The sequence below is a fragment of the Paralimibaculum aggregatum genome (genome assembly GCF_030270585.1).
GTDB classification, from domain to species: domain Bacteria; phylum Pseudomonadota; class Alphaproteobacteria; order Rhodobacterales; family Rhodobacteraceae; genus Thermohalobaculum; species Thermohalobaculum aggregatum.
Map to the genome: position 1 here is coordinate 1 of NZ_BSYI01000007.1, position 25375 is coordinate 25375.

Sequence of the window (25375 nt, forward strand, 5' to 3'; positions counted from 1 at the left end):
GGCGATCGGGCTGCACCTGGACGGCACCGCACGGGGCCGCTGGGGTATGCTGCTGGCCGTCGCGGCCCCGCTGGCCGGCGCGCCGGCGGCGATGCCTCGCCCGCGCGGCGTTGCCGGCGCAGCGCCGGTGGCGACCGGGGCTGCCGGGGCGGGCGCGGCGCCAGGCGCGGGCGAGGCTGCGGGCATGGATGCGGGCTGGCTGGCGGCGAAACGGTCGACCGGGGCCTCGCCGATCGCCTCGTCGGCGCCGAGCTCGATCTGCCAGGCCAGCGCCTCGCGCAGCGCCCGGAGCGCTGCTTGCCGGTCTGCTCCGCCGCCCGCCACCCCGCTCATCTCCGGCGGAACACCATGACCAGCCCGCGATCGTCGGCATGGGGATGGTCGGCGCCCTCGTAGATCGGGATCTCGCGGAAATCGAGCGGGCCGATCTCGCCTGCCGCCACGAGCCGGCCGAGGGCGGAGCCGAGACCGGCGCCGTCGAACACCGGGGGGATCGTGCCGAGCACGAAGAGCGCCCCCGGCCGGGCGACGCGCAGCAGCTCCGGCAGCGCCTCCGGCCCGACATGGCCATGGGTGAAGGTGCCCGAGGAGATCAGCCCGGCATAGGCCGCATCCGGCAGCGCCAGCGGCAGCGTGAGATCCGCCTCGATCCGCTGGCGGTAGATCCCCTTGGCGGCGGCGCGGGCCAGCATCTCGGGCGAGATGTCGATGGCGTCGATCTCGCTCGCCCGGTCCGGCCCGAGGGCGGCAGCGAGCGCCGCGCCGACCAGCCCGGTGCCGGCGCCGATGTCGAGCACCGGGCCGCCGAGACCGGCATCCCCGGCGAGGCCGGCCAGGATCCCGGCGATCTCGCGCGGCGCGACATAGCCCCAGGCCTCCGCGAAGCCCGTGTCATAGGTCTCGGCCCAGGTGTCGTAGCGCGCCTTCGCATCGGCCGGCCCCTTGATCTCGTAGGCCTCGTCGAGCTCGTATCCTGCCATCAGTCTCTCCTTGCCGCGTCGCTGTCCTGCGTCGTCGCCGGGCCGGGACGCGGGTCTATCGGCCCGGTTGCCACGCCGAGCGCCGCCTCGAGCGCCGCGGCATGGGAGAGCAGCGCGGCCTCGCCGCGGAAGCGCCCGACCATCTGCAGCCCCACCGGCCAGCCTTCGGGGGTGAACCCGCAGGGTAGCGACAGCGCGGGGCAGGCGGTGAGCGTCACCGCGTAGACGACCGCGAGCCAGTCTATATAGCTCGCGAAGGCAGTACCGTTGCAAGTTTCTACCGTTCGCGCCTCCACCGGGAACGGCGGCACGATGGTGGCGGGGCAGAGCAGGAGGTCGTAGCGCGCGAGGAAGCCGTGCATCTCGGCCGCGATCCGGGCCCGCGCGGCGGTGGCCGCCGCCACCGCGGCACCGTCGGCCGCGAGGCCCCGCTCGATGTTCCACACCACGTCCGGCTTCAGCAGGTCGCGATGGCGGGCGTGGTGTTCGGCATGGGCGGCGGCGAAGCCGATGCCGCGCAGCGTCTGGAACGCCTCGTGCGCGCCGCCGAGATCGGGATGCGCCTCCTCCACCGTGACCCCGAGCGCCTCGAGCTGCCGCGCCGCCGCGGCGCAGATATCGGCGACCCGCGGATCGACCGGGGTGAGCCCGAGATCCGGCGAGAAGGCCACCCGCTGCGGCAGCACCGGCGTCTCGGCCGCGCGGCGATAGGCGCCCGGCCCGGCCTCCGCCTGCGACAGCGGCTCGGCCGGATGCGGCCCGGCCATCGCATCGAGCAGCAGGCCGAGATCGCCGACATTGCGCGCCATCGGCCCCTCGACCGCCAGCGTGCCGAAGGGATCGCCCCCCGGTCCGGCCGGAACCAGGGCGGGGGAGGGCCGCAGCCCGACCACGGAGCAGAAGCTCGCCGGCGTGCGCAGCGATCCGGCGAGGTCGGAGCCATGGGCGAGCCAGGCGGTGCCTGAGGCCAGCGCCGCCGCCGCGCCGCCCGAGGAGCCGCCGACGCTCCGGGTCAGGTCCCAGGGGTTGGCGGTGCGCCCGAAGACCGGGTTGAAGGTGCTGCCCCCGGCACCGAATTCGGGGGTGTTGGACTTGGCGTAGACGATGCCGCCGGCCGATTCGATCCGGGTCACCACATGGTCGGAGGCATCGGGGACATGCGCGGCATAGATCGGCGAGCCGAAGGTGGAGCGGACGCCCGCCACCATCGAGAGATCCTTGATCGGCACCGGCAGCCCGCCGAGCGCCCCGCGCGCCTCGGCCGGCCGGCCCGCCAGCGCGGCGGCGGCCGCGCGGGCGCGCTCGAAGCAGCGGGTGGGCAGCGCGTTGACCCCGCCGTCCACGGCGTCGACTCGGGCCTCGAGGGCGTCGAGCACCTCCGGCGGGGATATCTCTCCCGCCCGCAGCCGGGACAGCAGCGCGCGGGCGGTCAGGCCGATGATCTCGTTCATTCGCGATTCCAGGAGTGCGTGGGTCCGGCCCCCGCGCAGCCGGGCCGGCCGGGGGGCGTTGGGGAATGGCGGCAGGGCGCAACCCGGCCCCGCGCCCTTCCGTCGCAGGTCAGCGCACGACCAGCACGCTCACCGGCGCGTGGGTCGCCACATAGGGCGCATGGCCGGTGAAGATGTGGTCGGACAGGCCGGGCATGTGCGAGCCCATCACCACGAGATCGGCGCCGGTCTGCCTGGCGGCCTCCAGCAGGTCCTTGTTCAGATTGGCGGAGGGATCGTGGCTGGTCACCACGAGCCCCGCGCCCTCGACATCGCGCGCCGCGGTCTCGGCCGCGACGAAGGCATCGAGCTTCGCGCCGAATTCCTTGGGGTCATGCGCCAGCGGGCCGGGGGTGTTGGTGGTCACGCCGACATAGGTCAGGCTGGCGCCATAGGCCTTGGCCAGATCGGCGGCGGTCGCCAGCGCCTTCTCGAGGGCCTTGGTGTGGGCCAGGTCCACCGGAACCATGATCGAGCTGTACATCCGTGATCCTCCTCTGAGCTTCTCCCTGCCCGGCGCCGCTCCGCCGCGCACCGGTGGCGCAGGGGGCCCTTCCGGCCGGCGCGGCCCCGCCGGAAACATGGCAGGCGCGCCGCGATCATTGACGTCACGCGCGGGCGGACCCTATTACGCGACGAGGCCCATCGGGGGCGGAAGGGAGCCTATGCCATGACAGAACGCGAGTCGATGGAGGTGGATGTTGTCATCGTCGGCGCCGGGCCCGCGGGGCTCTCTGCCGCGATCCGGCTCAAGCAGCTCGGAGGCGACGATGTCAATGTCGTGGTGCTCGAGAAGGGGTCCGAGGTCGGCGCACATATCCTCTCCGGCGCGGTGCTCGACCCGGTCGGGCTGACCGCCCTGATCCCGGACTGGAAGGAGCGCGGCGCCCCCCTCGACGTCCCCGTCACCGAGGACCGGTTCTACATGCTGGGCGCCGCCGGCGAGGTGCGCATCCCGAATTTCGTGCTGCCGCCGCTGATGGACAATCACGGCAACTACATCGTCTCGATGGGCAATGTCTGCCGCTGGATGGCGGAGCAGGCGGAGGAACTCGGCGTCGAGATCTTCCCCGGCATGGCCTGCTCCGAGCTGGTGTTCGACGAGGACGAGCGCGTCGTCGGCGTGGTCGCCGGCGAGATGGGCCGCGACAAGGATGGCGGCGAGGGGCCGAACTACGAGCCCGGCATGGAGATCCGCGGCGCGCAGGTGCTGCTGGCCGAGGGCGTGCGCGGCTCGCTCTCGAAGCAGGTGATCGCGAAATACGGGCTGGACCAGGGCCGCGAGCCGCAGAAATACGGCATCGGCATGAAGGAGCTCTGGGAGATCGACCCGGAGAAGCACCGCGAGGGCCAGGTGACCCACACCATGGGCTGGCCGCTCGGCAAGGCCGCCGGTGGCGGCTCGTTCATGTACCACCTCGACAACAATCAGGTCTATGTCGGCTTCGTCGTCCATCTCAACTACGCCAACCCGCATCTCTACCCCTACATGGAGTTCCAGCGCTTCAAGCATCACCCGATGATCGCCTCGGTGCTGGAGGGCGGCAAGCGCATCTCCTATGGCGCGCGGGCGATCTCCGAGGGGGGCTGGCAGGCGATGCCGAAGCTCACCTTCCCGGGCGGCGCGCTGCTCGGCTGCTCGGCCGGGATGGTGAACGTGCCCCGCATCAAGGGCAATCACAACGCGATGCTCTCGGGCATCGCGGCGGCGGAGGCGGCCTGGGGGCGGATGGAGGCCGGCAAGCCCGGCGAGGAGCTCACGGCCTATGCCGAGGCGGTGGCCAGGGGGCCGATCGCCAAGGATCTCAAGCCGGTGCGCAACGTCAAGCCGCTCTGGTCGCGCTATGGCCTGGTGGCCTCGCTGGCCGGCGGCGGGCTCGACATGTGGGCGGCGACGCTCACCGGCGGCACGCTGTTCGGCACCCTCGGGCACGGCAAGTCCGATGCCGAGGCGACCGGCAAGGCGGCCGACCACAAGGAGATCGCCTATCCCAGGCCCGACGGCGTGCTGAGCTTCGACCGGCTGACCAACGTGGCCTATTCCTTCACCAATCACGAGGAGAGCCAGCCGGCGCATCTCACGCTGAAGGACCCGGCGGTGCCGATCGCGGTCAACCTGCCGACCTATGCCGAGCCGGCCGAACGCTACTGCCCGGCGGGGGTCTACGAGGTGGTGCGCGAGGAGGGCGAGGCGCCGCGGTTCCAGATAAACTTCCAGAACTGCGTGCACTGCAAGACCTGCGACATCAAGGATCCGAGCCAGAACATCGTCTGGACCACGCCGCAGGGCGGCGACGGGCCCAACTACCCCAACATGTGAGCGCAGGGCGGCCCCGGAGGCGGGGCCGCCGACGGCCCGCGCCGGCGAAACGCCGGCAAGGCGGCGCAGGGCCCCGCCCGGTCCGCGGCGGCTGCACGGTTCCCGGGCACAACGCGGAGGCCACCAGCGTCCCGTGTTGTGCAAGGCAGCATTCTCCGCGATGGCCCCTCGCCAAGCGGGGGTTCCTGCCCTAAATCGCCCTTGGTCGGCGCTGCGCCCGGGGGTTCCCCTGCGGCAGGCGCCGTCGTGCCGCCGTGCAGGCCGCATGCGTCCTTCGCGACGCGGCGGCCGTACCCGTTCGAAGTCCAATGGCCGCGGGCGCCCGCAGGCCCATCGGGAGATCGACATGCGCCTGTCCGCCATCTTCGCGGCCCGGGGGAGCGCTGGCGGCGACGCCGCCGGTACCCGGGCGCGGCCCGCGCCCTTCTCCGGGCTTCTCGGCCTTGCCGCAATGCTCGCCGCAACCGGGGCGGCGGCGCAGATGCCGCCCAACCCGCCGGTCGATGTCGCGCATCCGATCACCCATGAGGTGGTGGACCACGACATCTTCACCGGCCGCTTCGAGGCGGTGAAGGAGGTGGAGATCTTCGCCCGCGTCTCCGGCTATCTCGACAGCATCAGCTTCGAGGACGGCGATGTGGTGGAGGAGGGCGATCTCCTGTTCACCATCGACCAGCGCACCTTCAAGGCCGCGGTGACCCGTGCCGAGGCGCAGGTGGTCTCGGCCGAGGCGACGCGCGATCTCGCGCAGATCGAGCGCGACCGGGCGCTGCAGCTCGCCGAGCGCAATGTCGGCACCACCCAGGAGGTCGACCGGACCAGCGCGGCCCTCGCCGAGGCGGAGGCCGCGGTGGCCGTGGCCAAGGCGCAGCTGCTCGAGGCGCAGCTCGATCTCGACTTCACCGAGATCCGCGCGCCCTTCACCGGGCGCATGTCGGATACCCGGATCGACGAGGGCAACCTCGTGCTCGGCGGATCGAGCGGGGCGACGCTGCTCAGCACCATCGTGTCGATCGATCCGATCCATTTCACCTTCACCGCCTCGGAATCGGATTTCCTGAAATATTCCCGCCTCGCCAGCGTCGGCACCCGGCCGGCCTCGCGGGTCGCCACCACCAAGGTCAGAGTGCGGCTGATGGACGAGGACAGCTTCGTCCACGAAGGGCACATGGATTTCGTCGACAACCGGCTCGACCCGAACTCCGGCACGATCACCGGGCGTGCCGTGCTCGACAATTCCGAGGGCTTCCTGCTGCCGGGCCTCTTCGGCCGGCTGCAGCTGCCGGCCTCCGACCCCTACGAGGCGGTGCTGATCCCGGACGAGGCGATCCTTGCCGACCAGGCCAGCCGGATCGTCATGGTGGTCGATGCCGAGGGCATGGTCTCGCCGCGTCCGGTGAAGACCGGGCCGATGCATGGCGGGCTGCGGGTGATCCGCGAGGGCCTCTCCACCGAGGATCTGGTGATCGTTGCCGGCATCCAGCGCGCCAGGCCGGGCGTGTCGGTGACACCGAATGAGATCACCATCTCGTTCGGCGCGGAGTGAGCGGATGAACTTCGCCCTCTTCTTCATCGACCGGCCGATCTTCGCGACGGTCGTCTCGCTCCTGATCTCGCTGATCGGCGCGATCGCCTATTTCTCGCTGCCGGTCACGCAGTATCCCGAGATCGCGCCGCCGACCATCCAGGTCTCGGCGAGCTATCCGGGCGCCTCCGCCGAAACCGTGGCGAACACCGTCGCGACGCCGATCGAGCAGGAGATCAACGGCGTCGAGAAGATGCTCTACATGACGAGCCAGTCCACCGGCGACGGTCGGATGTCGCTCAACGTCGTGTTCAGGCTCGGCACCGATCTCGACGAGGCGCAGGTGCTGGTGCAGAACCGGGTGAGCGTGGCCGAGCCGCGCCTGCCCGAGGAGGTGCGGCGCCTCGGGGTCACCACCCGCAAGGCCTCGCCCGACCTGATGATGGTCATCCACATGCTGTCGCCGGACGGCAGCCGGGACCAGCTCTACATCTCCAACTACGCGCGCACCCAGGTGGTCGACCGGCTCGCGCGGATCGAGGGCGTCGGCCAGGCCACCGTGTTTGCCGAGCGCGCCTATTCGATGCGGATCTGGCTCGACCCGGAACTGGTGGCGGCGCAGGGGCTGACCGCGGGCGAGGTGGTGGCGGCGCTCCGGGCCAACAACGTCCAGGTCGCCTCCGGCGTCGTCAACCGGCTGCCGGTGCCCGAGCCCGGCGCCTTCGAGCTGCAGGTGGTCACGCAGGGCCGGCTCACCGCGCCGGAGGAGTTCGCCGAGATCGTGGTGCTCGAAACCGACGACCGCCTGGTGCGGGTGCGCGACATCGCGCGGGTCGAGCTCGGGGCGCAGGACTATTCGATCAACGGCTATCTCGGGCGCGACAACGCGCTGCCCATCGGCATCTTCCAGCGCCCGGGCTCGAACGCGCTGGAGACCGCCGAGGCCATCATCGCCGCCATGGACGAGATGGCCGAGGAGTTCCCGACGGGCCTCGAATACACCATCGTCTACAACCCCACCGAGTTCATCTCCGCCTCGATCGACGCGGTGATGACCACGCTGTTCGAGGCGGTGGTGCTCGTCGTGCTGGTGATCGTGCTGTTCCTCGGCAGCATCCGGGCGTCGCTGATCCCGATCGTGGCCATCCCGGTCTCGCTGATCGGCACCTTCGCGCTGATGGCGATGCTCGGCTTCTCCCTCAACACGCTGACCCTCTTCGGCCTCGTGCTGGCCATCGGCATCGTGGTCGACGACGCGATCATCGTGGTGGAGAATGTCGAGCGCTATCTGCGCCAGGGCGAGACCCCGCGCGAGGCCGCGCGCAAGACCATGAAGGAGGTCTCGAGCGCGCTGGTGGCCAACGGGCTCGTGATGCTGGCGATCTTCATGCCGGTGGCGGCGATCGGCGGCATCACCGGGCAGTTCTTCCAGCAGTTCGCGCTGACCATCGCCGCCTCGACGACGATCTCGGTGCTGGTCTCGCTCACCCTCTCCCCGGCGCTGGCGGCGCTGATCCTGAGCGGGCACGGCGAGGGCCGCCGGCGGCGCGGGCTGACCGGCATCCTCACCTGGCCGTTCGCCATGTTCTTCCGGCTGTTCAACTGGTGCTTCGGCCTGCTCGAGGCGGGCTATGCGCTGCTGATCCGCGGCCTGCTGCGGATCATGGTGGTGATGCTGGTGGTCTATGGCGGGCTGATCGTGCTCGGCGTGACGCAGTTCTCGCGCGCGCCGACCGGCTTCATCCCGGCGCAGGACCAGGGCTATCTGGTCACGGTGATCCAGCTGCCCGCCGGCTCGTCGCTGGCACGCACCGACCGGGTCGCCAAGCGCGCCACCGAGATCATCCTCGAGCACCCGGCGGTGCGCACCGGCGTTGCCATCGTCGGCCTCGACGGCGCGACCTTCACCAACGCCCCCAACGCGGCGGCGATCTTCGTGCCGATGAAGCCCTTCGACTGGCGCACCGAGAACGGCTATTCCGACCTGCGGGTGCTGGGCGAGCTGCAGCGCGAGCTGTTCCAGATCAAGGACGCGATGATCTTCCTGCTGCAGCCGCCGCCGGTGCGCGGCATCGGTTCGGGCGGCGGCTGGAAGCTCTATGTGCAGGACCGCCGCGGCCGCGGCCTCGAGGCGCTGGAGCAGGCGACCTTCGGCGCGATGATCCAGGCCAACGGGATCGAGGGGCTGACCCAGGTCTTCACGCTGTTCAACACCAAGACGCCGAAGGTCTTCGCGGATATCGACCTGGTGAAGGCCCAGCTCATCGGCGTCTCGCCGGCGGCGATCAACGAGACGCTGGAGGTCTATCTCGGCTCGAGCTTCGTCAACGACTTCAACTTCCTCGGCCGCACCTACCGGGTGACGGCGCAGGCCGACGGGCCGTTCCGCGACGAGATCGAGGACATCGCGCGCCTGCGCACCCGCTCGGAGAGCGGCGGCATGGTGCCGATCGGCTCGGTGGCGACCTTCGAGGAGCAGACCGGGCCCTACCGCGTGGCGCGCTACAACCTCTACCCCGCCGCGGCGCTGCAGGGGCGGACCGAACCGGGCACCTCCACCGGCGAGGCGATCGAGAGGATGGAGGCGCTGCTCGACGCGCAGCTGCCCTCCGGCTTCAGCTACGAGTGGACCGAGCTCGCGCTGCAGGAGAAGCTGGCGGGCTCGTCGGCGATCTATGTGTTCATGCTGGCCATCGTCTTCGTCTTCCTGCTGCTCGCGGCGCAATACGAGAGCTGGCTGCTGCCGCTCTCGGTGATCCTGATCGTGCCGATGTGCCTGCTGGCGGCGATCTCCGGCGTGCTCTACCGGGGCATGGACAACAACATCCTCACCCAGATCGGCCTGGTGGTGCTGGTCGGGCTGGCCTCGAAGAACGCGATCCTGATCGTCGAGTTCGCCCGGCAGGCGGAGGAGGCGGGGCGCAGCCGCGTCGAGGCCGCGGTCGAGGCGGCACGGCTGCGGCTGCGGCCGATCCTGATGACCTCCTTCGCCTTCATCCTCGGCGTGGTGCCGCTGGTGATCGCCACCGGGCCGGGCGCGGAGATGCGTCAGGCGCTCGGCACCGCGGTGTTCTACGGGATGATCGGCGTGACCACCTTCGGGCTGATCTTCACGCCGATCTTCTACGTGCTCTGTCGTTGGATCGGTGCGCTGTTCCGCGGCGAGCTGCGGCGGGACAACGACGAGGAGGAGGACATGGCCGCCATCTGAGGCGGCCGTGACAGCCCGGCCGGGGCGGCTGCGGCCGCTCGCCGCCCGCGGGGTCAGGCGGCCGCGCGGGCGATGGTCGCCTCGAGCGCCGCGATCAGGTCGATCTTGCGCACGGGCTTCGCGAGGAACCCGTCCATCCCGGCGCCCTGGCACTGTTCCCTGTCGCCGGGCATGGCGTTGGCCGTGAGCGCGATGATCGGGCAGCGCGGGTCGCCGCGGTCGGCCTCGCGGCGGCGGATCTCCCGGGTCGCCTCGAGACCGTCCATCTCCGGCATGGTGACATCCATCAGGATCGCATCGGGGGCGATCTGCTCGTAGAGCTGCAGGGCCCGGGTGCCGGTCTCGGCATAGTGCAGCTCGGCCACCAGCCCGGTCAGCATCTTGTTGATGACCAGCCGGTTGGTCTGGTTGTCCTCGGCGACGAGCACGACCAGCTCGGAAAGCAGCGGCCGGCCGGCGGCATCCGCGGCCAGCGCGGCGGTTCCCGCTCCGGTGTGCAGCCCGGGGCCATGCGCGCCGCCTGCCGCGCCATCGCCCGGGCGCGCCTCGGCGGAGAGGCGGTGCAGCGCCTCGCGCAGCGCACGGCTCTGCACCGGCTCGACCAGGACCTGATCGAAGCCGGCGCTAAGCAGCACGGTCTGCTCGAAGGTGTTGTCGTGGGGGATCAGCACGATGCCGGGCAGCGGCCGGCCGAAGTGTTCGCAGATCCGGGCGTGGAAGCCGGGCCCGTCGCCGGCGAGGGCGCGCTTGTCGACGATGGCCACGACGATCTCGCTGTCCTCCGGCGCGTCATCGGAGACGCCGCTGCAGCACGGCGCCGCGCCCAGCGCCTCGAGCCCGGTGGCGCAGACCGGGCGATAGCCCCAGGCGCTCAGCGCCTTGCACAGCCGCTCGCAGGCCGCCTTCCGCGGGTTGATCACCAGGACCGCCGGCGGGCTGCCGCGCGCGGCCTCCGGCTCCGTGGCCGCGGCGGCCGCGTCCGGGTCGAGCGGCAGGGGCACGCGGCAGACGAAGGTCGAGCCTTCGCCGAGCGTCGAGCTGACCTCGAGCGTGCCGCCCATCGCCTCGAGCAGGCGCCGCGAGATCGCCAGGCCCAGCCCGGTGCCCATGCCGGCCTGATGGGCCTCGCCGGTCACCTGCTCGAAGGCGTGGAAGATGGCCGCCAGCTTGTCCTCGGGAATGCCGATCCCGGTATCGGTCACCTCGATGGCGAGATCGCAGCGGCCGTCGCTCACCGTGCCGGTCACCCGGATGCTGACCCGGCCGCGCTCGGTGAACTTGATCGCGTTGCCCAGCATGTTGGTGATGACCTGCCGCATGCGGCCCGGATCGCCGACCAGGCTGCGCGGCAGGCGCTGGTCGCAGTCGACGACCAGCTCGAGGTTCTTCTCGTGCGCGTTCGCCGCCAGCAGGGCGCCGATCGCCTCCACCTCCTCGATCAGGTTGAAGGGCCGCGGGTCGAGCGTGAGCCGACCGGCCTCGATCTTCGAGAAGTCGAGCACGTCGTTGATGATGGTGAGCAGCCCGTCGCCCGAGCGCACGATGGTCTCCACCGAGATCCGCTGCTCGGGGTCGAGATCGGTCTCCGAGAGCAGGTCGGCCATTCCGATGATGCCGTTCAGCGGGGTGCGGATCTCGTGCGACATGTTGGCCAGGAAGGTCGACTTGGCGTGGCTCGCCGCCTCCGCCGCCTCGCGCGCCAGCACGAGCTCGGCCGTGCGCTCGGCGATGCGCCGCTCGGTCTCGATATTCGTCCGGCGCAGCGCGGCCTCGGCATCGCGCCGGGTCGCCACCTCCTCCTCGAGCTTGCGGTTGGCCTGCATCAGCGCCGAATGGCCGGGGATCGCCAGGATCTCCGGCAGCAGCGCGAACCCGACCACGGCGGCGGCGACGGAGATCAGCCCCGTGGCCAGCTTCAGCGCGCCCTCGAAGCCGTAGATCGGCATGAACATGGTGGCGATGGAGACGGCATGGGTCATCCCGCAGAACAGGATGAACGCGCAGAACAGCAGGGCCAGCAGCGGGCTCGGCAGGTCGCGCCGCTTGCGCAGGAACTGGAAGATCGCGATCGGGATCGAGAAATAGGCCAGCGCGATGATCGTGTCCGACACGATGTGGAGATAGAGGATCTCCGGCTCCCAGGCCAGGCAATAGCCGTGGGGTGAGTAGCCGCCCTCGGAAAACAGAAAGTCCAGAATTGCCTGCATGGAAACCCTTCTCGGCCGCCGCCAGCCTCCGCCAGAGGGGTTAACAACTGGTGAACATGCCGGCGGCGCCGCGCCGGCGGGGTCATGCACGGGCGGTTTTCGCAATTCGCCGCCGCCGCGCGCCATTGCAGTCCGCACAGGACATGCCGCGAAGGAGGACATTGCCATGACGTCGAGATCGGGATGGCCGGGGCCTCTGCGGGCGATCGGGCTGCACCTGGACGGCACCGCACGGGTCCGCTGGGCTAGGCTGCTGGTCGTCGCGGTCCCGCTGGCCGGCGCGGCGGCGGCGATCCTGCCGGGCGGCGGCGACGGCTCCGGCGCCGGATACCGGGCGATCGCGCGGTGCGGCACCGCCGGCTGCACCGCCAGCGGCACGGGGGTCGGCGCGACCGAGGCCGAGGCCCGCGAGCGGGCGGTCGATGCCTGCTGGCGCGACGGCGGAGACCGCTGGGCCTGCAGCCGGAACGTCACGCTGCTCGACTGATCGCCGGCGCTCCGGCGCATCCCGGGAGGCGCCTCGGCGGGCGCCGCGGGCACCGGTCGATCACGCACGCCCGATATGCCGCCGCGCCCCGCGGTTCCCCTTGAGATCGGGGGGGCGGCACGTTAGGTCTCGGCTCCGTGGCCGAGGGGCTGTCCCTGCGGCTCCGCGGATCAGCGGGAGGGCTCTATGGACGCGAGCGCGGTCAAGCCGGCCGATATCTACGGCATCGAGCGTTGGGGTCAGGGGCTCCTCAAGGTCCTCGAGAGCGGCGAGGTCGGCCTCGTCAACCCGCTGAACGAGGAGGCGGCGCCGGTGCCGCTGCTCACCGTGATGCACGAGCTCGAGACCCGCGGCATCCGGGCGCCGGTGCTGGTGCGGGTCAACGCCTTTCTCGAGCACCAGCTGCGCCGGCTCAACGAGAGCTTCGCCGAGGCGATCCGCGCGGCCGACTATGGCGGCAGCTATCGCGGCGTGTTCCCGATCAAGGTCAACCAGCAGGCCGAGGTGGTCGACCGCATCGTGACCCATGGCGCGCCCTACGGCTTCGGCCTGGAGGCGGGCTCCAAGCCCGAGCTGCTGATCGCGCTCTCGCGCAGGCTGGCGCCGGATGCGCTGGTGATCTGCAACGGGATCAAGGATGCGGAATTCGTCCGCCTCGCGATCCTGGCCCAGAAGCTCGGCATCACCTGCGTGATCGTGCTGGAGAGCCCGCGCGAGCTCGATACCGTGCTGGCCGAGGCGCGCGCCCTCGGGCTCGAGCCGACGCTCGGCGTGCGGGTCAAGCTGACGCGCCAGATCTCGGGCAAATGGGCCGAGAGCTCCGGCGACCGCTCGGCCTTCGGGATGACCATGAACCAGGTGGTCGAGGTGCTCGACAAGCTGGCGGCGGAGGGGCTCTCGCACTGCCTCACGCTGCAGCATTCCCATCTCGGCAGCCAGATCCCCAACGTCAACGAGGCGCGCATGGCCGCCGACGAGGCGGCGCGGGTCTTCGTCGAGCTCACCCGCGAGGGCGCGCCGCTCACCCATCTCGATCTCGGCGGCGGCCTCGGCATCGACTATACCGGCGAGCACCGCGCGGCGCCGAACTCGGTGAACTACTCGCTGGGGGAATACTGCGCCAACCTGGTGGAGACGGTGAAGTTCGTCTTCGACGCCGCCGAGGTGAAGCACCCGACCCTCGTGACCGAGAGCGGGCGGGCCACCGTCGCCACCTCCTCGATGCTGATCTTCAACGTGCTCGAGGCAACCTATTACGACCGCGCCACCCCCGAGACCGCGCAGGAGGGCGACAACCACCTGCTGCAGAGCCTCGCGGAGATCCCTTCCTATGTGAGCGTCGCGCGGCTGCAGGAGTGCATTTCCGATGCCACCTGGTATCGCGAGGAGCTGCGCGCGCTGTTCCGCCGGGGCCAGATCGGGCTGCGCGAGATGGCCCGGGCCGAGCGCGTCTATCTCTACGCGGTGGAGCGCATCAAGCGCGTGGCGGCGGAGCTCGAGGAGGTGCCCGAGGAGATCGCCGAGGCGCTCGAGGGCTATGCCGACATCTATCACGGCAACTTCTCGCTGTTCCAGTCGCTGCCCGATATCTGGGCGATCGACCAGGTGCACCCGGTGATGCCGCTGCAGCGGCTCGGCGAGGCGCCGACGCGGCGCGCCGTGCTCTCCGACATCACCTGCGACAGCGACGGCAAGATCGACCGGTTCGTGCTGGCCGACGGCGTGCACCACGCGCTGCCGGTCCACGACCTGCGGGAGGACGAGCCCTATTATCTCGGGGTGTTCTTCGTCGGCGCCTACCAGGAGACGCTGGGCGATCTGCACAACCTCTTCGGCGACACCAACGTGGTGACGATCGACCTGCGCGCCGATGGCGGCTACGACCTGCTGCACGAGGTGGAGGGCGATTCCATCGCCGAGGTGCTGTCCTATGTGGAATACGACCCGCGCGATGCGCTCGACGCCTTCAAGGCCCGGGTCGAGGCCCATGTCTCCTCGGGCGGCATCACCACGGCGGAGCGCCGCGAGCTGATCGCGCTCTTCAAGGACAGCCTGGCGGGCTACACCTACTACGAACACTGAGTTGCCCGGGCCCGGCTCCGGGTCCGGCGGTTTCGGCGCGCGAAGGCGGCCCCGGAGGGGCGGCCGCGCACAGAGAGGAGGCGCGGAGATGAGCAAGGTTCTGGTGATCGGCGCGGGGGGCGTTGGCTCCGTCGCGGTGCACAAGATGGCGATGAACCCGGAGATCTTTCCCGAGATCGTGCTGGCCTCGCGCACCGTCTCGAAATGCGAGGCGATCGCGGAGAGCGTGAAGGCGCGCACCGGCCGCGAGGTCGAGACCCATGCGGTGGATGCGGACAACGTCGCCGAGACGGTGGCGCTGATCGAGAAGGTCAGGCCGACGGTGCTGGTCAACCTCGCGCTGCCCTACCAGGATCTCGCGCTGATGGATGCCTGCCTGGCCACCGGTACGCATTATCTCGACACCGCCAACTACGAGCCGCCCGAGGAGGCGAAGTTCGAGTATTCGCACCAGTGGGCCTATCAGGAGCGCTTCGAGAAGGCGGGGCTGATGGCGGTGCTCGGCTCCGGCTTCGATCCCGGCGTGACCAGCGTCTTCGCCACCTGGCTGAAGAAGCACCATTTCGACCGGATCGACTATCTCGACATCCTCGACTGCAACGGCGGCGATCACGGCCACCCCTTCGCGACCAACTTCAACCCGGAGATCAACATCCGCGAGGTGACCGCGCCGGCCTATCACTGGGAGGACGGCAAGTGGATCACCTCCCCGGCGATGAGCCACAAGGTCGCCTTCGATTTCCCCGAGGTCGGCGAGAAGAACATGTACCTCATGTATCATGAGGAGCTCGAGAGCCTTGCGAAGCACTTTCCGGAGATCAAGCGCGCACGGTTCTGGATGACCTTCGGCGACGCCTATATCAACCACGTGACGGTGCTCGAGAATGTCGGCATGACCTCGATCGAGCCGGTGGAGTTCCAGGGCCAGCAGATCGTGCCGCTGCAGTTCCTCAAGGCGGTGCTGCCGAACCCGGGCGATCTCGGCGCGCGCACCAAGGGCAAGACCTGCATCGGCGATATCGCCACCGGCGTGAAGGACGGTGCGGAGAAGACGCTCTACATCTACAACATCTGCGACCACGAGGAGTGCTATCGCGAGGTCGGCAGCCAGGCGGTGAGCTACACCACCGGCGTGCCGGCGATGATCGGCACCGCGCTGATGCTCCAGGGCAAATGGTCCGGCGCCGGCGTCTTCAACATGGAGCAGCTCGACCCCGATCCCTTCATGGAGATGCTGAACACGCAGGGACTGCCCTGGCAGGTGCACGAGCTGCCCGGCCCGGTCGGCTTCTGAGGCGCCATGCCGGGCCGCCGCCGCTTCCGACGGTCTCGCCGGGGCACCGCGATCGCCCCCGGTCCGGGTTCCGCGGTGGTGGCGGGGCCGGATGGCGGCGCGCGCGGCTTCGGCCGGCCCGCACTTGGCAGGACGGTGCCGCTCGCGGCCGCCGGCCCGGCGCCGGAGAGGCCGGTGCGCGCCGGGGCGCAGGTCCTGCGGGCCGATGGCCGGCAGGGCGTTCGATGATCGATCGCAGCGGCATCCGATAGGGAGGCTCAGGCCATGGACGAGACGCCAGCCCCGATGATGCAGACCCAGGCCGGCGATCCGGGCGCCTTCGCGCGCCTCGACTTGGCGCGCCTGCCGAGCCCGGCCTTCGTGGTGGACGAGGCGCGGCTCGAGGCCAATTGCCGGGTGCTGGCGGGGGTTGCCGAGGCGTCGGGCGCCACCATGCTGCTGGCGCTCAAGGCGTTCTCGATGTGGGCCGCGGCGCCCGTGGTGATGCGCCATCTCTCCGGCTGCTGCGCCAGCGGGCTCTGGGAGGCGCGGCTCGCGCGGGCCCGTTTCGGCGGCATCGTCGAGACCTTCGCGGCCGGCTACAAGGCCTCCGAGATCGACGAGATCGCCGCGCTCTCGGACACGGTGGTGTTCAACTCGCCGGGGCAGGCGGCGCGCTTCGGCAGGGCGGCGCGGGCCGGCGGCGCCGATCTCGGCCTGCGGATCAATCCCGAGCATTCCGAGGGCGAGGTGCCGCGCTATGACCCGGCGGCGCCGGGCTCGCGGCTCGGCCATCCGGTCTCGCAGCTCGAGGCGGCGCATCTCGAGGGCATGGCGGGGCTGCACATGCACACCCTCTGCGAGCAGGACTTCGAGCCGCTGCGCCGCACCTGGGACGCGGTGGCGCCACGCCTCGCGCCTCATTTCGGTGGGCTCGACTGGCTCAATCTCGGCGGCGGCCACCACATCACCCGGGCCGACTACGACCGCGCCGCGCTCTCTGCCTTCCTGCGCGAGACCGCGGCGGCGACCGGCTGCCGGATCTTCCTCGAGCCGGGCGAGGCGGTGGCACTCGATGCCGGCATCCTGGTCGGCGAGGTGCTCGACGTGATGGAGAACGACGGGCCGATCGCGATCCTCGACATCTCCGCCACCTGCCACATGCCTGACGTGATCGAGGCGCCCTATCGCCCGGCGCTGCTCGGCGAGCCGCCGGAGGGGAAGGGCATCGCGGTGCGCCTCGGCGGGCCGTCCTGCCTGGCGGGCGACGTGATCGGCAGCTACCGCTTCGCGCGGATGCCGCGGCCGGGCGACCGGCTCGCCTTCCTCGACCAGGCGCATTACTCGATGGTCAAGACCACGACCTTCAACGGCGTCGCGCTGCCGGCGATCTGGCTCTGGAACTCGGAGACCGATGCGCTCGGCGAGGTGCGGGCCTTCGGCCAGGCGGATTTCGAGGGGCGGCTGTCATGATCTTTCTCGATTCGGAGCTGACCGCGGCGGAGCGCGCCGCGGAAACCGCGCGCCTGCGGGTGATCCCGGTGCCGCTGGAGCGCACCGTCTCCTATGGCGCCGGCACCGCGCGCGGGCCGGAGGCGATCATCGCCGCCTCCGACGAGCTCGAGCGGGTCTGGCGCGGCGGCGAGCCCTGCGCCTCCGGCATCCATACCGAGGCGCCGGTGGATGTCTCGGGCCCGCTGCCCGAGGTGATGGCGCGGATCGCGGCGCGCACCGCGGCCGCGGTGCGGGCGGGCGCGCTGCCGGTGACGCTCGGCGGCGAGCACAGCCTCAGCTATGGCGCGGTGCTAGGCGTGGCGGAGGCGCTGGGGGCGCCGGTGGGCATCCTGCAGATCGACGCCCATGCCGATCTGCGCCGGGCCTATCAGGGCGAGCCGCACTCGCATGCCTCGGTGATGCAGCTCCTGGCCGGGCGCGGGCACCGCCTCGCGCAATACGGCGTGCGGGCCTTCTCGCGGGAGGAGGCGGAGGCCCGGCGCGCCCATGCCGTGCATCACGTCGATGCCGAGGCGCTGGTGACCGGCGGCATCATGGCGGCCGAGCTGCCGGCGGATTTCCCCGAGCAGGTCTATGTCAGCTTCGATCTCGACGGGCTCGATCCCGCGATCCTGCCGGCCACCGGCACCCCTGTGCCGGGCGGGCTCGGCTTCTACCAGGCGCTCGGCCTCGTACGCTCGGCGCTGCGCGGCCGGGTCTGCGCCGGGCTCGACGTGGTGGAACTGGCGCCGCGCGAGGGCGACACGGTCTCGGATTTCACCGCGGCGCAGGTGACCTATGCGCTGATGGCGATCGCGCTCGGCGAGCGCGACTAGCCGCCCCGGCGGCGCGGCCGTCCCCGCGGCGGGCAGGGGCCTCGGGCCGGCGGCTCAGTTCGGCCCGATCCGGAGCAGCAGCCGGCACAGCGGTGAGGCGCGGAAGCGCGCGATCCGCCGGCACATCGCCGCCACCGCGGGCTCGGGGCAGGGCGCCCAGTCATGGGTGCCGGCCGGGGCCTCCTCCGGCAGGTAGAAGGCGCGGAAATCCGACCCAGCATCCGGCGCCTGCGCGTCATAGGCGGTGATCTTGGCCCGCCGCTCGGCGGTGCTGTAGCAGATCCAGTTGAAATGCCAGATGCAGGTCTCCGGGCCGAGGAAGCGGAGCCGCCGCGTGTCCACCTCGAAGCCCGGCGTGTGAATCGCCTCGGTGAAGGCCAGCCCGGCGCGGCGAAACACGCGGTACTGGTGATCCTCGCCCTCGCGGCCGAAGAGGCGGTTGCGCGAGAACACGACGCGCCCGTCCTCGAGGCGCAGCCAGCGCCGGGCGCAGGCCAGGCAGGCAATGTCGCCGCTGGCCTCGGCCAGCTCTCCCGCGGCGAGGCGATGCAGCGCGGCGACAAGCGCCTCGGAGGGCAGCTCGTCGCCATCCATCCGCACCACCCAGTCGCAGTCGAGCACCGAGACCGCCGGGCCCAGCATGGTTTCGGCGCGCGGCGCGGACGCGCGCACGGTGACCACCCGCCGCAGCCGCAGCCGCGCCCAGAGCCTGAACAGCCAGTGCGCGTTCGCATCGAGGATCCAGAGCGGGTGCAGCTTGCGGGCGGCGTAGTGGCGGGCGAGCAGGCCGATCCACCAGACATGGCGGATCGGGATGACGATCTCGAGAGCGCGCCGTTCCGCCCCGCCATGCCCCGGTTTCGCCGCCATCGCCGGATCTCCGCCGCAGATGATGCCGAGAGCCATAGCTCGGATCGCGGGGCGTGCCTGTCAAGCCGCTACCGGGTGACATTCCGGCGACAGCGGGGGGCCCGCTTGGACCGGAGCGCAAGGCTGCCTCCCGCCATGCTGCGTTGCAATAATGGTGCGTCGCACCATATGCTCGATCCGAGCAGACATGAAAGGATCGCTATGAGCCGGATGAGCGACAGCCCCATGGGCCTGCGGATGTTTCGCGCCATGGCCAGCGCGCTGACCTCGGTCGGCGCGGTGACCGGCGCCGCGCGGGCGGTGGCGGATTACGGACGCCTCGAACGGCTCCCGGATCTCGATCTCGCCGCCGGCGGGTTCGAGCGTGCCCGCCTCGGCGAAACGTTGCTGTGCCGGCATCTCCGCAACCCGCCGGCAGGAGAGCCCTCCCGCCGCCGCTGACCGGGCGCTCAGACGGTGACGACCACCGTGCCGAGCACGCCCCCCGCCTCGACCGCCCGGTGCGCCGCCGCCGTCTCGGCCAGCGGGAACTGGGGGCCGACCGCATGCGAGAGCCGGCCTTCGGCGAGCCAGTCGGTGATCCCGGCCGCCGCCCGCGCGCGGGCCTCCGGCGCCATCAGATAGGCCAGCACCATCCGCAGCGTCACGTTCTTGAACATCAGCTGGTAGAACGGCAGCGCCGGTTCCGGCACCGCCATCGAGGCATAGGTGGCGATGGTGCCGTTCTCGGCGATCACCGCGGCGGTGGTCGCCATGTTGGCGCCGAGATCGACATCCACCACCCGGTCCACGCCGGCGCCGCCGGTCAGCTCCATGACCCGCGCCGTCACATCCTCGCGGCGATAGTCGATCACCGCATCCGGGGCGAGGCTGTGGGCGCTGGCATGGGCCGCCTTCTCGGGGCCCGACACGGTGGTGATGACCTGCGCCGCGCCGCCGAGCCGGGCCATCTGCACGGCATAGCGCCCCACTGCGCCGGCCCCGCCGGTCACCAGCACCCGCGCGCCGGCGATCGAGCCGGCCTCGAAGAGCGTCATCCAGGCGGTCATCGCCGGGATCCCGAGGCAGGCGCCCTCGGCGGCGGTGCTGCGCCCGGGCAGCGGCGATGTCTGCACCGCGGGCAGGGCGATCCGCTCCGCCGCCGTGCCGAACTCGCGCCGCCAGTGACCGTTCCAGAGCCAGACCCGCTGGCCGATCCGCGACGGGTCGATGCCCTCGCCGACGGCCTCGATCACCCCGGCGCCGTCGGAATGCGGCACGGTGAGCGGATAGGCCATCTGCGCCCCCGGCCGTGCGCCCGCGCGCAGCTTGACATCGGAGGGATTGACCCCCGAGGCCTCGAGGCGGACCACCACCTCGCCGGGGGCCGGCGCCGGGTCCTCGATGTCGCGCAGCGTCAGCACCTCGTCGGCGGGGCCGAATCTCTCATAGGCGATCGCCTTCATCGTGTCCTCCTCTGGCGGTGTTTCCCGACAGCCTAGCACGGGCCGCTGCGCTGGGCATTGCGCTGGCCGCCCATCTCGTCAGAATGGCCCGAGGTCAGGACGAGGGTCGGATGGCGAGCAAATCCAAATCCTTGCGCAAGCTCGAAGCCGGGGTACGCGACACCAACAAGCGCATGCGCCCGGAGATGCGCGCGCGGCTCAGGCAGGTCGAGCGGATGGTGCGCGACCTGCGCGCCCAGATCCGCCGGCTGCACAACATCCGCACCCAGATCAAGCGCAACCAGATCCCGCTGCTCGAGGACCTGAAGCTGACCGAGCGGCTGATCGGCACGATCAAGGATATCGACAAGGAACATGCCGAGGCGGTGAAGGCGAAGAACAGGCTGCGCGAGAAGGAGATGCTGCGCCGGTATCGCCGCCGCGACACCGACGGCGCGCAGATGCTGCGCAACCTCGACAAGCGCAGCCGCAAGCTCGAGGACATCGACGAGGCCTGGGTCGCCGTGCTGAAGGAACTCGAGAAGCTCTCGGCGATCCGCTGGAAGCGGTGAGCCGGCTGCCGGCCCGGCTCAGGCCCGCGGCAGCTCCTTCATCCGGATCTTGGTGATCTGCTGGCGCTCGCGGGCCAGCACCTCGAAGCGCACGCCGTGGAAGGCGAAGACCTGGCCCTCGGTCGGGATCGCCTGCGCCTCGTGGATCACCAGGCCCGCCACGGTGGTCGCCTCGTCGTCCGGCAGGTTCCAGTCGCAGGCGCGGTTGAGGTTGCGGATCGAGAGCGAACCCGGCACCACGATGGAGCCGCCGGTCTCGCGGATCAGCCCCTCGACCTCGATGTCGTGCTCGTCGGCGATGTCGCCGACGATCTCCTCGAGGATGTCCTCCAGCGTGATCAGCCCCTGCAGGGTGCCGTATTCGTCGACCACGAGGGCGAAATGCTGCCGCTTCTTGAGGAAGGCGCGGAGCTGGTCGTCGAGCGGGCGGGTGTCGGGCACGAACCAGGGCTGGCGGGCCACCGACATGACGTCGAGCCGGGCATTGGCCTCGGCGATGTTCACCGTCTCGCCATTGCCGCGCATCTCGCGGTCGACGGCGCGCAGCAGGTCCTTGGCGTGCAGCACGCCGACGATGTTCTCCGGCTCGCCGCGCCAGAGCGGGATGCGGGTGTGCGGGCTGGCCAGGCAGAACGAGACGATCTCGTCGGAGGGCGCATCGGCGGAGATCGATTGCAGGTCGCGGCGGTGGCGCATCACGTCGGCCACCTCGCGCTCGCGCAGCTCGAGCGCGGCGAGCAGCCGGTCGCGCTCGTCCTTCTCCACGCCGCCTTCGGAATGATGCAGCGCGATGGCGCCGCGGATCTGCTCGTGCGGCGCGAGGACATGGGCGTCCGGGTCGATCTTCACGCCGATCACGCTGAAGGCGCCGCGCACCAGGAACGAGATCGCGCTGACCAGCGGCGCGAAGACCCGCACCACGATCTCGATCGCCGGGGCGACGCGGGTCGAGGCCTGGTCGGGCCGGGTGATCGCGTAGGTCTTCGGCGCCACCTCGGCGAAGACGGTGACCAGCACCGTCATCACGAGCGTGGCATAGGCGACGCCGGTCTCGCCGAGCAGTCCGGTGAAGAGCGTGGTGGCGAGCGCCGTCGAGAGCACGTTGACGAGGTTGTTGCCGAGCAGGATCGAGCCGAGAAGCCGCTCGTTGTCCTCCGTGAGCTTGAGCGCGGTGGCGGCGCCCCGCGAGCCGTTCGCCGCGAGCTGGTGCATGGCGGCGCGGTTGGTCGCGGTGAGGGCGGTCTCGCTGCCCGAGAAGAAGGCCGAGCAGCCGAGCAGTCCGAGAATGGCGAAGGCGGTCCACCAGTCGGCGGCGTCCATGACGTGGGTCTCCGGTTAGCAGGGCTAGGCCGTGTTATGGGGCCGGGGCAGGCGCGGGACAAGGGGCGAGCGGCAGCGCCTGGTTCAGCCGATCCAGCGCGCGAGCGTCACGAGGTTCTCGCGATAGCCGAGGGCGGCATAGACCGCGCGGGCATGGGCATTGGCCGAGAGCGCCGAGATCTCCACCCGGCGGATGCCATGGGCCGCCAGATGTGCCTCCGCCGCCGCGATCATCGCCCTGGCGAGCCCGGTGCCGCGGCCGCGCGGCTCGAGCCAGAGATCGGAGATGCGCCCGAGGCGCCGGGCCTCCGGAAGCACGAAATCGCCGAACTCGGTCTCGACGCCCCAGAGGATGAAGCCGAGCGGCGCCTCGCCGTCCGGGCCCTCGGCGATCAGGCAGCCCGCCGCCGGATCGTCGGCGATCCAGCCGAGCAGCGCCGCGATGTGGGGGGCCGCCATCTCGGCGCCGGGGCGGCGGTTCTCCTCCATGGCGCGCTCATGGTCCTGCAGGCGGGCCATCATCGCGACGAGCGCCCCGCGGTCGGCCTCGGTCGCCGGGCGCAGGCGCCGGTCCGCGGGCGGGGTCATGCCGTGTCCACGCCGCGCATCAGCGCCGCGAGGCCCGCGAGCTCCGTGCCCGGGCTCCGGCCCTTCGCGATCTCGTCGGCGGCGCCGGCGCGGGCCGGGGCGGTGCGGTTCTGGTTGAGCTTGAAGGTGCTCTCGATGCGCTCCACCGCCATCTCGACCGGGAGGATCTGCCGCATCATCCGCGCCATCACGCCCTCCGACATCTTGTGATGCGTCCAGGGCGGCTTCGGCGCGAGCGCGGCCTCGAACCGCGCCGAGAGCCGCTCGAGATGGCCGATCAGGCTCTCCGGCGGCGCCAGCGCCAGGGTCACGTGCAGATGCACCGCGACATAGTTCCAGGTCGGCACGAGATCCGGCTCGCCATACCAGTCCGGCGAGACATAGGCATCCGGCCCGGAGACGATCAGGCGAGCCCTGAGCGGGCCGCCGGCCAGCGCCCGGGCGAGCGGATTGGAGCGCACCAGATGCGCCTCCACCCGGTCGTCCTCCAGCAGGAAGGGCACATGGGCCGCCAGCACCTCGTCGCCGGCCGCCGCGGTCAGCACACCGAAGCCGCGCGCCGCGGCGGCGGCGCGGGCGGTCTCCTCCTCGGTCTGGCGGAAGACGGGATTGGGATGCATCGGTGTCTCCTTGGGGGCGATCGGCTCAGGCGGCGATCGCGGTGGTCAGGATCGGCACGGAGGAGAAGAAGAACTCGCCCTCAGCATCCGCTGCCGCCAGCGCCGCGAGCCAGGCCTCGGCGGTGCCCGGCGCGGTGCCCTCGCGGGCGGCATGGGCGGCCATCAGCCTGGCCAGCCAGTAGGCGAAGGCGGCCGGGCCGAAATCGGCGTTCACGATCGGCACCGGCAGCTGGCGGATCCCGGTGAAGCCGGCCCGCGCCAGCATCGGCGCGAGTCGCGCGGGCAGGTTGGGATGCGCCGCATGGTTCTCCCAGGCGCTGGCGATCCTGGCGGTGAGCCCGATCTCCGGCCCGTGCCAGAAGCTGCTGGTCCAGTTCGTCGCGAGGCAGTGGAAGCGCCCGCCGGCCTTCAGCACGCGGCGGATCTCGGCCAGCGCGGTCTCGACCTCCGGCACGTATTCCACCGCCTGCACGGCGACGGCGGCGTCGAACACCGCGTCGCCATAGCCGAGCGCGCGGACATCGCCGATCTCCGGCTTGGCGGCGGGGATGCCGGTGCATTCGGCCTCTGCCGCGCCGATCTGGTCCGGCGAGATGTCGAGCCCGGCGGCAAGCCCGTGCGGGCCGACCGCCAGCGCCAGCTCGCGCAGCAGGAGCCCGGCGCCGCAGCCGATCTCCAGCAGCCGCTCGCCGCGCCGCGGCGCCAGCGTCTGCGCCACCGCGAGCCGGCGCGCGGCGATGTCGGAGCAGCGCGCGAGCTGCTGCTGGATCTCGGCGATCTCGCCCGTGAACTCCATTCCCGCCCGGGTCTCCGCTTGCCTGGCCTCCCCCCGACCTACACCCTGCCTGCGCCGAGGTCAGCCCCCGGTGTCAGGCGCGCCGGCCGCGTCGGGCGCGTCGGGCCAGTCGCGCCCGCGCGGGGCGAGGCCGACCTGCCGGGCGCGCAGCCGCCGCAGCCGGGCGAGCAGCCCCCAGGCGGCGCGGCGGTGCCAGGGCAGGTGGCGGGTGAAGACCATCTCCAGCTGCTGGTGCAGCACCGCGCCGCGCATGCGCTTGAAATGCTCCGCGCCGCCGCCCCAGTCGAGCAGGAGGCCGCGCTCCGCCGCCACCGCGATGTCGCTGGCGGCGGCGAGCTCGTAGCCGCGGACCGCATCATCGGCCCCGGGGGGCAGGCGCCCGAAGGTCGTCCAGTAGAGCCGCCGGCCGTCCTCGCGCTGCAGGTTGAAGGCGGCGATCTCGCCGGGCGGCCCGTCCGGCGCGGCCCAGGCCGCGAGGCGGACATCCTCGCAGGCCAGCGCGAGGCGGAAGAACGCCGCCGTATAGGCCGGGTTGAGCTGCGAATGGCGGCCGATATTGGCCTCGGCATGGAGCGCTGCCAGCCGCTCCTCCTGCCCTTCCAGCGCGGCGCGGCCGAGCTGGCGCGGCGCCGCCTCGGCCAGCAGCCGGGCGAGCGTGTTGCGGTTGTTGCGGAGCTTGCGCCGCTTCCGGCCGGAGAGCGGGGCAGAGGGGTCGAGCACGCAGATCCGGCGCGAGGGCACCGGCTCGCCGCCGGCTTGCGCCAGCGCATCGTGGAGCTCGGGGGTCAGCGTCTGCGTCACGTCCTGCACCACCAGGGCATGATCCGGATGGCGCGCCGCGAGGAAGGCCAGCGCCGCCGCCCAGTCCGCCGCCGGGAGCCCGGGATCCGGCGCGCCCGAGAGCAGCCAGTGGTTGACGAAGGCGCAGCGGTCGATCCGCCCCAGCCGCAGCGCGAGGACCAGCGGCGCGAGCAGGGCCCGGAGCGTGCCGCGGCCGATCCGCTTCGAGGCGCGGGCGATCTCCTCGGCGGGGTAGAGCACGTGATGCGCGAGCGGCGACAGGATCGAGGCCCGCGGCCCCTGCGCGCCGGAGATCAGCACCGGCAGCACGGCATCGCCCACGCGCAGGAGCTCGCCCCGCATCTCCCCGGCATTGGCCATCAGGGCGGCAGGCCCCGGATCGACCAGCGCCGCGAGATGACGCCGCGTGCCGGGCGGCACCGTCGCGGGCCAGCTCGCCGGATCGGCGGGGTCTACTATGGCAATCGGCGTCGTCATGC

General features: G+C 71.4%; 22 protein-coding genes. 11 read left to right on the forward strand and 11 right to left on the reverse strand.

The features are described 5' to 3' along the window. Positions 1 to 352: hypothetical protein (locus tag QSJ97_RS05645; protein WP_285670838.1), on the forward strand; the 352-nt coding region annotated here is incomplete at its 5' end. Here QSJ97_RS05645 and QSJ97_RS05650 read toward each other — a convergent pair. The 3 genes from QSJ97_RS05650 to QSJ97_RS05660 all read right to left on the reverse strand — a co-directional run bounded on the left by QSJ97_RS05650 (position 330) and on the right by QSJ97_RS05660 (position 2954). Next, positions 330 to 980, reverse strand: a complete 651-nt coding sequence (locus QSJ97_RS05650) for a class I SAM-dependent DNA methyltransferase (RefSeq protein WP_285670675.1) — start codon at positions 978 to 980, stop codon at positions 330 to 332. The genes QSJ97_RS05645 and QSJ97_RS05650 overlap by 23 nt on opposite strands. Next, positions 980 to 2431 carry an amidase gene (locus tag QSJ97_RS05655; RefSeq protein WP_285670676.1) on the reverse strand — a complete coding sequence of 484 codons (1452 nt, stop codon included), beginning with the start codon at positions 2429 to 2431 and terminating at the stop codon, positions 980 to 982. Before QSJ97_RS05655 ends, QSJ97_RS05650 begins: the two co-directional genes overlap by 1 nt. A 109-nt stretch (positions 2432 to 2540) precedes the next feature. Further along, positions 2541 to 2954, reverse strand: a complete 414-nt coding sequence (locus QSJ97_RS05660) for a universal stress protein (protein ID WP_285670677.1) — start codon at positions 2952 to 2954, stop codon at positions 2541 to 2543. A gap of 186 nt (positions 2955 to 3140) precedes the next feature. Between QSJ97_RS05660 and QSJ97_RS05665 the strand changes: the two genes are divergently transcribed. The 3 genes from QSJ97_RS05665 to QSJ97_RS05675 all read left to right on the forward strand — a co-directional run bounded on the left by QSJ97_RS05665 (position 3141) and on the right by QSJ97_RS05675 (position 9526). After that, positions 3141 to 4790 carry an electron transfer flavoprotein-ubiquinone oxidoreductase gene (locus QSJ97_RS05665; RefSeq protein WP_285670678.1) on the forward strand — a complete coding sequence of 550 codons (1650 nt, stop codon included), beginning with the start codon at positions 3141 to 3143 and terminating at the stop codon, positions 4788 to 4790. Positions 4791 to 5136: 346 nt separating this feature from the next. After that, positions 5137 to 6336, forward strand: a complete 1200-nt coding sequence (locus tag QSJ97_RS05670; RefSeq protein ID WP_285670679.1) for an efflux RND transporter periplasmic adaptor subunit — start codon at positions 5137 to 5139, stop codon at positions 6334 to 6336. Positions 6337 to 6340: 4 nt separating this feature from the next. Next, positions 6341 to 9526, forward strand: coding sequence for an efflux RND transporter permease subunit (locus tag QSJ97_RS05675; RefSeq protein WP_285670680.1), 3186 nt, complete (start codon positions 6341 to 6343; stop codon positions 9524 to 9526). A gap of 53 nt (positions 9527 to 9579) precedes the next feature. Here QSJ97_RS05675 and QSJ97_RS05680 read toward each other — a convergent pair whose 3' ends face one another. After that, positions 9580 to 11733: an ATP-binding protein gene (locus tag QSJ97_RS05680; protein WP_285670681.1), complete on the reverse strand. Its 2154-nt coding sequence runs from the start codon at positions 11731 to 11733 to the stop codon at positions 9580 to 9582. Positions 11734 to 11899: 166 nt separating this feature from the next. Here QSJ97_RS05680 and QSJ97_RS05685 point away from each other — a divergent pair, with 166 nt between their 5' ends. The 5 genes from QSJ97_RS05685 (at position 11900) to QSJ97_RS05705 (ending at position 17905) form a co-directional block, all read left to right on the forward strand. Next, positions 11900 to 12220, forward strand: coding sequence for a hypothetical protein (locus tag QSJ97_RS05685; protein ID WP_285670682.1), 321 nt, complete (start codon positions 11900 to 11902; stop codon positions 12218 to 12220). Between the two features lie 186 nt (positions 12221 to 12406). Continuing rightward, positions 12407 to 14302: a biosynthetic arginine decarboxylase gene (gene speA, locus QSJ97_RS05690; protein ID WP_285670683.1), complete on the forward strand. Its 1896-nt coding sequence runs from the start codon at positions 12407 to 12409 to the stop codon at positions 14300 to 14302. 88 nt (positions 14303 to 14390) lie between these two features. After that, complete coding sequence (locus QSJ97_RS05695; protein WP_285670684.1) at positions 14391 to 15596, forward strand: saccharopine dehydrogenase family protein; 1206 nt, start codon at positions 14391 to 14393, stop codon at positions 15594 to 15596. 264 nt (positions 15597 to 15860) lie between these two features. After that, entirely contained in the window at positions 15861 to 17048 is a 1188-nt protein-coding gene (locus QSJ97_RS05700) for a carboxynorspermidine decarboxylase (protein WP_285670686.1), read from the forward strand. Beyond that, positions 17045 to 17905, forward strand: coding sequence for an agmatinase family protein (locus tag QSJ97_RS05705; protein ID WP_285670687.1), 861 nt, complete (start codon positions 17045 to 17047; stop codon positions 17903 to 17905). Before QSJ97_RS05700 ends, QSJ97_RS05705 begins: the two co-directional genes overlap by 4 nt. Before the next feature lie 54 nt (positions 17906 to 17959). On the opposite strand, the gene QSJ97_RS05710 is transcribed toward QSJ97_RS05705, so the two are convergent. Next, a complete protein-coding gene (locus QSJ97_RS05710; protein ID WP_285670688.1) occupies positions 17960 to 18775 on the reverse strand; it encodes a glycosyltransferase family protein in 816 nt (271 codons plus the stop codon). Between the two features lie 210 nt (positions 18776 to 18985). On the opposite strand from QSJ97_RS05710, the gene QSJ97_RS05715 reads away from it, so the two are divergent. Then, positions 18986 to 19216: a hypothetical protein gene (locus QSJ97_RS05715; protein WP_285670689.1), complete on the forward strand. Its 231-nt coding sequence runs from the start codon at positions 18986 to 18988 to the stop codon at positions 19214 to 19216. Positions 19217 to 19224: 8 nt separating this feature from the next. On the opposite strand, the gene QSJ97_RS05720 is transcribed toward QSJ97_RS05715, so the two are convergent. Next, positions 19225 to 20220 (reverse strand): NADPH:quinone reductase, encoded by a 996-nt coding sequence (locus tag QSJ97_RS05720; protein ID WP_285670690.1) that lies wholly within the window; start codon positions 20218 to 20220, stop codon positions 19225 to 19227. Positions 20221 to 20330: 110 nt separating this feature from the next. Between QSJ97_RS05720 and QSJ97_RS05725 the strand changes: the two genes are divergently transcribed. Continuing rightward, positions 20331 to 20771 (forward strand): hypothetical protein, encoded by a 441-nt coding sequence (locus QSJ97_RS05725; RefSeq protein WP_285670691.1) that lies wholly within the window; start codon positions 20331 to 20333, stop codon positions 20769 to 20771. Between the two features lie 18 nt (positions 20772 to 20789). Here the strand turns inward: QSJ97_RS05725 and QSJ97_RS05730 are convergent, their stop codons facing one another. The 5 genes from QSJ97_RS05730 to QSJ97_RS05750 all read right to left on the reverse strand — a co-directional run bounded on the left by QSJ97_RS05730 (position 20790) and on the right by QSJ97_RS05750 (position 25373). Continuing rightward, positions 20790 to 22091 (reverse strand): HlyC/CorC family transporter, encoded by a 1302-nt coding sequence (locus QSJ97_RS05730; protein ID WP_285670692.1) that lies wholly within the window; start codon positions 22089 to 22091, stop codon positions 20790 to 20792. An 84-nt stretch (positions 22092 to 22175) separates the two neighbouring features. After that, on the reverse strand, positions 22176 to 22679 hold the full coding sequence (locus QSJ97_RS05735; RefSeq protein WP_285670693.1) for a GNAT family N-acetyltransferase: 504 nt from the start codon (positions 22677 to 22679) through the stop codon (positions 22176 to 22178). Continuing rightward, complete coding sequence (locus tag QSJ97_RS05740; RefSeq protein WP_285670694.1) at positions 22676 to 23299, reverse strand: FMN-binding negative transcriptional regulator; 624 nt, start codon at positions 23297 to 23299, stop codon at positions 22676 to 22678. Before QSJ97_RS05740 ends, QSJ97_RS05735 begins: the two co-directional genes overlap by 4 nt. Positions 23300 to 23324: 25 nt before the next feature. Continuing rightward, complete coding sequence (locus tag QSJ97_RS05745) at positions 23325 to 24095, reverse strand: methyltransferase domain-containing protein (protein ID WP_285670695.1); 771 nt, start codon at positions 24093 to 24095, stop codon at positions 23325 to 23327. Between the two features lie 60 nt (positions 24096 to 24155). Continuing rightward, positions 24156 to 25373: a GNAT family N-acetyltransferase gene (locus tag QSJ97_RS05750; RefSeq protein ID WP_285670696.1), complete on the reverse strand. Its 1218-nt coding sequence runs from the start codon at positions 25371 to 25373 to the stop codon at positions 24156 to 24158. Between the last annotated feature and the right edge of the window lie 2 nt (positions 25374 to 25375).

Coding starts and splice junctions, on each gene's coding strand:
- QSJ97_RS05650 (WP_285670675.1), bottom strand. CDS start 980: ATGGCAGGATACGAGCTCGACGAGGCCTACGAGATCAAGGGGCCGGCC.
- QSJ97_RS05720 (WP_285670690.1), bottom strand. CDS start 20,220: ATGAAGGCGATCGCCTATGAGAGATTCGGCCCCGCCGACGAGGTGCTG.
- QSJ97_RS05655 (WP_285670676.1), bottom strand. CDS start 2,431: ATGAACGAGATCATCGGCCTGACCGCCCGCGCGCTGCTGTCCCGGCTG.
- QSJ97_RS05710 (WP_285670688.1), bottom strand. CDS start 18,775: ATGGCGGCGAAACCGGGGCATGGCGGGGCGGAACGGCGCGCTCTCGAG.
- QSJ97_RS05660 (WP_285670677.1), bottom strand. CDS start 2,954: ATGTACAGCTCGATCATGGTTCCGGTGGACCTGGCCCACACCAAGGCC.
- QSJ97_RS05715 (WP_285670689.1), top strand. CDS start 18,986: ATGAGCGACAGCCCCATGGGCCTGCGGATGTTTCGCGCCATGGCCAGC.
- QSJ97_RS05740 (WP_285670694.1), bottom strand. CDS start 23,299: ATGCATCCCAATCCCGTCTTCCGCCAGACCGAGGAGGAGACCGCCCGC.
- QSJ97_RS05680 (WP_285670681.1), bottom strand. CDS start 11,733: ATGCAGGCAATTCTGGACTTTCTGTTTTCCGAGGGCGGCTACTCACCC.
- QSJ97_RS05695 (WP_285670684.1), top strand. CDS start 14,391: ATGAGCAAGGTTCTGGTGATCGGCGCGGGGGGCGTTGGCTCCGTCGCG.
- QSJ97_RS05700 (WP_285670686.1), top strand. CDS start 15,861: ATGGACGAGACGCCAGCCCCGATGATGCAGACCCAGGCCGGCGATCCG.
- QSJ97_RS05675 (WP_285670680.1), top strand. CDS start 6,341: ATGAACTTCGCCCTCTTCTTCATCGACCGGCCGATCTTCGCGACGGTC.
- QSJ97_RS05685 (WP_285670682.1), top strand. CDS start 11,900: ATGACGTCGAGATCGGGATGGCCGGGGCCTCTGCGGGCGATCGGGCTG.
- QSJ97_RS05670 (WP_285670679.1), top strand. CDS start 5,137: ATGCGCCTGTCCGCCATCTTCGCGGCCCGGGGGAGCGCTGGCGGCGAC.
- QSJ97_RS05665 (WP_285670678.1), top strand. CDS start 3,141: ATGACAGAACGCGAGTCGATGGAGGTGGATGTTGTCATCGTCGGCGCC.
- QSJ97_RS05725 (WP_285670691.1), top strand. CDS start 20,331: ATGGCGAGCAAATCCAAATCCTTGCGCAAGCTCGAAGCCGGGGTACGC.
- QSJ97_RS05735 (WP_285670693.1), bottom strand. CDS start 22,679: ATGACCCCGCCCGCGGACCGGCGCCTGCGCCCGGCGACCGAGGCCGAC.
- QSJ97_RS05705 (WP_285670687.1), top strand. CDS start 17,045: ATGATCTTTCTCGATTCGGAGCTGACCGCGGCGGAGCGCGCCGCGGAA.
- QSJ97_RS05750 (WP_285670696.1), bottom strand. CDS start 25,373: ATGACGACGCCGATTGCCATAGTAGACCCCGCCGATCCGGCGAGCTGG.
- QSJ97_RS05745 (WP_285670695.1), bottom strand. CDS start 24,095: ATGGAGTTCACGGGCGAGATCGCCGAGATCCAGCAGCAGCTCGCGCGC.
- QSJ97_RS05730 (WP_285670692.1), bottom strand. CDS start 22,091: ATGGACGCCGCCGACTGGTGGACCGCCTTCGCCATTCTCGGACTGCTC.
- speA (WP_285670683.1), top strand. CDS start 12,407: ATGGACGCGAGCGCGGTCAAGCCGGCCGATATCTACGGCATCGAGCGT.